The following is a 7,611-nucleotide window of genomic DNA, read 5'->3' on the forward strand; positions in this document are numbered from 1 at the left end:
ACTGCCCTCAGGCAAAGCTCGCCAGCCATTCTCGACTACTCAAACCGGCATGGCAATAGGCAGCCGCTCTCGGCCCAAAAGATCGGCCACTGCCTTGTAGAGAATGCGCAACTCCTGCCGGGTCAGGGTGCCTTTTTCAAGGCGGTTGCGGTCTAGACCTGTTTTCAAAGACAGGCGCAGGGCCACAAAGTTGGGATCCGGAGCGTAGCGCTTGGCATAGTCCATCAGAGCCTGAGCCAAAGACATGGTGCTGTCCTGCACAGGGGGCAGTAGCGGCTTTCCGTCAATCAGAATGGCTTTGATGCGCTCTGAAATGGCTCTGAGGTCGGTGATGGAACGAGTCAGAAACAAGACAAAGTAGGGGCTTTTGGGAAACGCTTTGATGACAACCCGCAGCGCCGGAGTACCTGCCAAGAGGTAGTCCGCCTCTTGGTCGGGGCTGACGGTTTGACAAAGGCGGCTATTGGCCTGCAACAGGTCGCCGGCGTAGGTGCCCAAACGTTCCAGGGCTTGCTCCTCTTGGGAATCGCTGACGTAGGTTACTTTGGCTACTGTAGCACCATCAGTGGCCCGCCCTATCAAAACAGCAATCAAGCCCGGAAGGCCGGCGATGTGCTGTTCAATCACGCTGCTGAGGGTTCGGATAGCCATGATCTGACTCCTTCCTGCGGCTACATGGGATAAGTATATACACGGGATATTGGAGTATCTAGTGAACTAGGATGGATCGGATATTTCCAGAGAAATCTCCTGACCGGCTTAGCTCCAGGGATCCCAGTTCTCGTGAAACTTGCCTTCCAAGATGGCCTGACGCATCTTCTGGGTGTAGCGCATCAGCTCCGTGATGTTGTGGATAGAAAGCAGGGTATAGCCCAGGATCTCCTGGGCGCGGATGAGGTGGCACAAGTAGGCGCGGCTGAAGTGGCGGCAGGTGTAGCAGGGACAGTCGGGATCGATGGGATCCAGGCTGCGGCGGTGCTCGGCATTTTTGATGTTCCAGCGTTTGCCCCGGCTGATCACCGTGCCATGGCGGGCATAGCGGGTGGGGATCACGCAGTCAAACAAATCCACTCCGGCGGCCACAGCGGCCCGCATCTCTGCATAGGTGCCCACCCCCATGAGATAACGGGGGCGATCTGCCGGCAGTAGAGGGGCTGTTTGCCGCACAACGGCGTGCATAAACTCGACCGGCTCCCCCACACTCACCCCGCCAATGGCATAGCCCGGCAGATCCAACCGACAGACCTCTTCCACCGCCCGCCGGCGCAGCTCAGGGTAAACTCCCCCCTGCACAATGCCAAACAAAGCCTGATCTGAGCGGCGATGGGCTTTCACGCACCGTTTCAGCCACTGGGTGGTTCGCCGCACCGCTGCTTCCACTTCCTCAGGGCTGGCAGGGTAGGGCGGGCACTCGTCGAAGGCCATGATCACATCGGCACCCAAGGCATTTTGAATCTGGATGGATAGCTCTGGGGTGAAGTGAATGATGCGGCCATCGAGAGGAGAGCGGAACGTCACTCCCTCCTCGTTAATTTGGCGAATGGCGCTAAGGCTAAAGACCTGAAAGCCGCCTGAATCGGTGAGGATGGGGCCCGACCAGCCCATAAAGCGGTGCAGCCCCCCTGCTGCTTGAATGATGTCCTCGCCGGGCTGTAGGTGCAGGTGATAGGTGTTGCTGAGAATAATATGGGCGCCCGTTTCCTTGAGCTGGGCGGGGGTGAGGGTTTTCACGTTGGCCAAAGTTCCCACCGGCATAAAACAAGGAGTAGGGATCCCACCGTGGGGGGTGACGAAGTATCCTGCCCGCGCTTGAGTGTGGGGGCAAGTGCCCTCGCAGGTGAAGGTAAAGTCGGCCAAGGTCAGCGTTATCGGCTTTAATCTTGTGCGCAGCAGAGCTTAGCACAGATAGAGCCGTCAACGAGGATCCCCTCTTCCCAACACTCCAGACCTCTCAGGAGCCTTGACAGGGATCCCCTGCTTTGGGCACACTTGTAGATCGCCGCGGAACTGGCGGAATGGTAGACGCGCTAGATTCAGGTTCTAGTGGCAGCAATGCCATCGGGGTTCAAGTCCCCGGTTCCGCACTCTCTTTCCTTCAACACTTAGGTTAAGCTATGCCGACATGCCCTGTCGGCCAAGGATAAGTATTGGGGGTGTAGCTCCACGGCCAAATTAGACTCCCTGCTCGCCGTGATGCTTCATCTCTTTCAAGTTGCCCTTAGAGGGTCAATTCGCTCTCAATTTGACTGAGTTTAATGCGGGCAAGAGCTAAGTTCCCTTTTTCTCGGTCTAAGGCTAGGTAGAAAAATAGGCCGTTTATGGTTTTAAGCATACGCATTAGATGGTACTGAGTTTCCAGGATGATTAAAATCTCTTCAATTCTGTCGGTGAACTTAAGTGACTCCGCGACTCGCATCTTAGCGCGAATCACTTCTGTGTTTCCGGCGATTGCCAGCTCCAAGTTAGCTTCAGGAAAAGCGGGGCTGTTGGTGCCCTTATATCCCAAGCACATCCCAGTTTTCCAATCCCCCAGCGCTACCCCCAGTGCTCCATCGATGCTCAGAGCTTTTACCAAACTGTCTTGGAGTTTTTGCATGACTGAGAGTATTCCCCCTTTACAAAGCTCGTCGCTCTATAGTAAGTCTTCCGTTGAGAAATTTCAACTCGAAGCTTGCTTAATTTGCAGGAGCTAGAGTAGCTGACGCAGGCGTGGTGAAAATGTAGCGAACTGAACCAACGGGAAGCTGGTTTGGGGATCGGATCCCTGTAGCTTCCGGTGGAGAGGCTTGGAAGTTATGCTGGGGTTACCTCTTTTACCTTGAGACTATCGACCTCCGAGATCGGTGGATCGGAACCCTTCCTCTCCGCTTAGTTTGACCTATGCCTAAGGCCTCCCTCCCTCCCAACGAAGAGCAGCGGCTGGCTGCCCTGCGGCAGTATCAGATTTTGGACACCGCTCCTGAGAACAGCTTTGACGAACTCGTGCGGCTGGCTGCCCACATCTGCGGCACGCCCATTGCTCTGGTCAGCCTTATCGACGAACACCGCCAGTGGTTTAAAGCCAAATTCGGCGTCGATGTGCAGGAGACCCCACGGGATGTGGCCTTCTGCGCCCACGCCATCTTGTCGCCTAAAGAGCCGCTGGTGGTGCCCGATGCCACTCAGGATCCCCGCTTTGCCGATAACCCGTTTGTCGCTCAAGAGCCCCACATTCGCTTTTACGCTGGCATTCCCTTGGTAACTCCAGAAGGGCAGGCCCTGGGCACGCTTTGCGTTGTCGATTATCAGCCTCGGCACCTGACCCCAGAACAACTGGAGCAATTACAAGCCCTGGCCCATCAGGTGGTGGCCCAACTGGAGCTGCGCCGTACTTTGAGGGAACTGGCTCAGACGCCTCTGCTGCCGGCCCAAAGGTCAAAGGAGGACAAGTCTGCCCGTAAGAGCGGACTTCTTTTCAAGGTTGGCGCTGGTTTTGGCCTGGCTGCCCTGATCTTGGCAGGGATCGCCTACTCCGCCCACCGCGCTGCTTCCCGTCTGCCCCAGATCAACAGGGAGGTAACCCAGCTTCTAGAAGAGCACGAGGTTCTAGAGAAGCTGCTAAGAGAAGTGCAGGCCGCAGAAGTCCACAAGCGCAGCTATCTCCTTACAGGCAATGCGAGCTTCTTACGGAGCTATCAGACAAGCACCGATTCGCTGTTTGCTCTTCTGGATCGGCTACAGGAATTTGCGGCCTTGGATCCCGTGCAGCAAGAGCACCTGAGCCGGCTAGAGCTGCTGCTGGCGCCGTGGCTGAAACTCAACCATGATTTGATTGAGCTGAGGAAGCAAGGGGAGCTATCTGCGGTTCAAGAAGCGCTGCAAAGTCAGGAAGAGGAAAAATTGAGGCAGCGGATTGTCGACGTGGTAGCGTCGCTAGAAGAGGAAGATCACCGCCGGCTGCAGCAAAGTAGCGATCAGTTTCAGCTAGGCTGGAGCCGCACCAGTGCCATCCTGCTAGCGGGTCTAACGTTTACCTACTGCATCTTGGCTGCTGTTTACTCCCTCATTCGCCGAGAAAGTGCTGAGCGGGAAAAGGCAGAGCGATCCCTTAGGCAAGAGCGGGACTTTACCAACGCAGTTATCGATACAGCAGGGGCGTTGGTGGTGGTTCTGGATCCTGAGGGACACATTTTGCGCTTCAACCGCGCTGCCGAGCAGCTTTCTGGCTACTCGCTGGCAGAAGTTAAGAACCGGCTGCTGTGGGATTTGGGTTTGATCCCGCCGGAAGATGTGCCTGGTGTGAAGCAAGCTTTTGAACAGCTCAAGGGCAATCATTCCCTCTTTTTGAATCGCCATGAGAATTTTTGGCGCACCAAGCAAGGGGCACTGCGGCTTATTTCTTGGTCTAACACCGCCCTAATCAACGCTGCCGGCGAGGTGGAGTTTGTCATGGGCACCGGCATCGACATCACCGACCGCAAGCTGGCGGAGCTGGCCTTGAAAGAAAGCGAAGAGCGCTACCGGGATCTCTTTGAAAATGCCAGCGACCTCATCCAAAGCGTGGATGCCGAAGGGCGCTTTTTGTATGTCAACCGCGCCTGGAAAGAAACCCTGGGCTACGACGAAACTCAAATCCAGCAAATGAGGGTTTTCGACATCATCCACCCCGACTATCGGCAACACTGCCAGATGCTTTTTCAAAAGCTCATGGCAGGAGAGCTATTGGAAAACGTCGAGGCGGCCTTTGTAACTGCTAACGGGGAAACGGTCTGGGTGGAGGGCAATGTCAACTGCCACTTTGAAGATGGGGTGATGGTCGCCACGCGGGGCATCTTCCGCAACATCACCGAGCGCAAAAAAGCTGCCGAAGAGCTGGAGCGCCAGAGCCGGCGGGCTCAACTCCTGGCCGATCTTAGCTTAAAGATCCGCCAATCTTTGGATATTGCCGAGATCCTGGAAACGGCGGTAACAGAAATCCAAGCCCTGCTCAAAGCCGACCGAGTCTTGGTCTACCGCTTCCAGCCGGATGGTTCTGGGATCATCTCCAACGAGAAAACTCAGCCGGGGATCCCCTCCTTGATGGGAGAGGTGATCGAGGATCCCTGTTTTCAGGAAAAGTACGCCCAGCTCTACAGCCAGGGCCGCGTTCGCGTTGTTAGCGATGTGGAAAGTGAAGGACTGGAGCCTTGTTACCTAGAGCTGCTGCAAAAAATGCAGGTCAGGGCCAACTTGGTGGTGCCGCTGTTTTTGGAGCAGCAGTTGTGGGGGTTGTTGCTGGCCCACCAGTGCTCCGGGCCCCGTCAGTGGCAACCCTTTGAGATGGAGCTGCTGTCGCAGTTGGCCAACCAAATTGGCATTGCCCTCACCCAGGCAGCCCTTTTGGAGCGGGAGAGAAAGCGCGGCCTCGAGCTGGAACAAGCCCGCAAAGCAGCAGAGCAGGCTGCACAGGCCAAAAGCAGCTTCTTGGCCACCATGAGCCACGAGATCCGCACCCCCATGAACGCGGTGTTGGGGATGACGGGCCTGCTGCTGGAGACCCCCCTCAATGCAGAACAGCGGGACTTTGTAGAGACCATCCGCGTCAGCGGCGATGCGCTGCTCACCCTCATCAACGACATCCTGGACTTCTCCAAATTGGAGGCCGGGGAAATGGAGCTGGAGATCCTGGATTTCGATCTCCGCTCGTGTCTGGAAGAGGTGGCGGATCTGTTTGCCCCCACTGCCCACGCCAAGGGATTGGAGCTGGCGGTGCTTATGCCACCGGAAGTGCCGCGCTACCTGCGGGGAGATGCCTCGCGACTACGGCAAATCCTCAACAATTTGGTAAGCAACGCCATTAAGTTCACCCACCGAGGAGAGGTGGTGATCCAAGCAGAGGTGCTGCAAGAAACCGCTACCCATGTCCACCTCAGGCTCTCGGTGAGAGATACCGGGATCGGGATCCCGGCGGCGGCGCAGAGCAAGCTATTTCAACCGTTTAGCCAGGTGGATGCCTCTACTACCCGCAAATACGGAGGTACGGGACTGGGCTTGGCCATCTGCAAACAACTGACAGAACTGATGGAGGGAACCATCTCGTTGCAAAGCCAGGAGGGACAGGGCAGCACCTTCAGCGTCGAGCTGACTCTGGAGCGGCAGCCCTACGTCCAGCAGCTTGCCCAGCCTTCTGCTCGCATCCCGGTGGATTTGCAGGGCAAGCGGCTGTTGGTGGTGGACGACAATGCCACCAATCGCAAGATCCTGCGCTGCCAGGCCACGGCTTGGGGAATGGTGGTGGAAGAGGCCGAAAATGCCTATCAGGCTATGGACAAACTGCGCCAAGCCGTTCGGGAAGGCAGACCCTTCCCCCTGGCCGTTTTGGATATGCAAATGCCGGAGGTGGATGGGGAAACCTTAGGCCGTTGGATCAAGGCAGATCCGCAACTGGCCGAGACGCAACTGGTGATGATGACCTCCCTGGGACTGGGGGAGCACTCCCGCCGCGCTGCCGAAATCGGCTTTGCCGCCTACTTGGTTAAGCCGGTAAAACAAAGCCGTCTGCAGGAAGCGCTGGTCATGGCCCTGGGGAAATCTTCTGGTTTATCCACTTCGCTCTTGGGAATGAGTCCCGTCCTCCCTCAGACGACCCCCAGGGAGGATCGTCCCCGTCAATCGCTGCGCATTTTGCTGGCAGAGGATAACCCCGTCAACCAAAAGGTGGCTTTGCGCCAGCTCGAGAGTTTGGGCTACAAGGCCGATGTGGTGGCCAATGGTCAGGAGGTATTGGATCTCCTGCAGCAGGTCAGCTACGACCTCATTCTTATGGATTGTCAGATGCCGGTGATGGATGGCTACGAGGCCACCCGCCGCCTACGCCAACAGGAACGGAGATCCGGCCACCGCACAGTGGTGATTGCCATCACGGCCAACGCCATGCAGGAGGATAGGGAGCGCTGCCTGCAGGCAGGTATGGACGACTATCTCAGCAAGCCGGTGCTGAAGGAAGATTTGCAAAGGTTGCTCAACCACTGGAGCCAGCTGATTGCTCAGTCTGCAGGGGGATCCTCCAACCAAGCCGCTTCTGAAGCAGCCTCTCCAGCTTCCCCCGCTGAGAGCCGGGATCCCTCTTCTCCCACCCAGCCCTACCCCATCGACTCTGCCTATCTGGATCAGGTTTCCGGCGGGGATCGGGGGTTTCAGCGAGAGCTATTGCAGGTGTTCATCCAAGATTGTGAAGACCAGCTGCCGCAATTGCGCCAAGCTATTGCCGGTTGCAATGCAGAAGGAATGCGGCGGATCGCCCATCGCCTCAAAGGAGCCAGCTCCAACGTGGGAGCTAATGCTTTTTGCCAAGTGGTTCGCGAGCTGGAACACTTAGGAGTGGCGCTGGCCCAGCAGGGATCCCAAGGTGATCATGACCTAGAATGGGCACGCGCTCTCCAGGCCCCAGAAGACCTAGAACGCATCTTGGCTGATATCCGCCAGTACTTGCAGGATTTGGAAGAGTAGATTCCTAGGGATCCCAAGCCTTCTGCGCTGCTAGCCTTCACTCCCCGCCCCTCTCCCAGTGGAAGAGGAGAGCATGCCTCTAACCCCCAAAACCCTGAACTTTGCTGAATTTACTGAGCTTTAGGCGGTTTGGCAAAAGTCATT

General features: G+C 56.8%; 4 protein-coding genes and 1 tRNA gene. 2 read left to right on the plus strand and 3 right to left on the minus strand.

What is annotated here, in order from left to right; genetic code table 11:
• Window positions 1-39 precede the first annotated feature (39 nt).
• Window positions 40-651, minus strand: coding sequence for a hypothetical protein (locus NW870_RS06315; protein WP_011432163.1), 612 nt, complete (start codon window positions 649-651; stop codon window positions 40-42).
• A gap of 108 nt (window positions 652-759) precedes the next feature.
• Window positions 760-1,869, minus strand: coding sequence for a tRNA guanosine(34) transglycosylase Tgt (gene tgt / locus NW870_RS06320; protein ID WP_414374504.1), 1,110 nt, complete (start codon window positions 1,867-1,869; stop codon window positions 760-762).
• 132 nt (window positions 1,870-2,001) lie between these two features.
• Here tgt and NW870_RS06325 point away from each other — a divergent pair.
• Window positions 2,002-2,084, plus strand: a tRNA-Leu gene (locus NW870_RS06325).
• A 134-nt stretch (window positions 2,085-2,218) separates the two neighbouring features.
• Here the strand turns inward: NW870_RS06325 and NW870_RS06330 are convergent.
• Window positions 2,219-2,596 carry a hypothetical protein gene (locus NW870_RS06330; protein WP_414329842.1) on the minus strand — a complete coding sequence of 126 codons (378 nt, stop codon included), beginning with the start codon at window positions 2,594-2,596 and terminating at the stop codon, window positions 2,219-2,221.
• A gap of 284 nt (window positions 2,597-2,880) precedes the next feature.
• Between NW870_RS06330 and NW870_RS06335 the strand changes: the two genes are divergently transcribed.
• Window positions 2,881-7,467 (plus strand): GAF domain-containing protein, encoded by a 4,587-nt coding sequence (locus tag NW870_RS06335; protein WP_414374500.1) that lies wholly within the window; start codon window positions 2,881-2,883, stop codon window positions 7,465-7,467.
• The last annotated feature ends 144 nt before the right edge of the window (window positions 7,468-7,611 follow it).

It is taken from the genome of Synechococcus sp. R50.1 (genome assembly GCF_047462115.1).
In the GTDB taxonomy this organism is placed as follows: Bacteria; Cyanobacteriota; Cyanobacteriia; order Thermostichales; family Thermostichaceae; genus Thermostichus.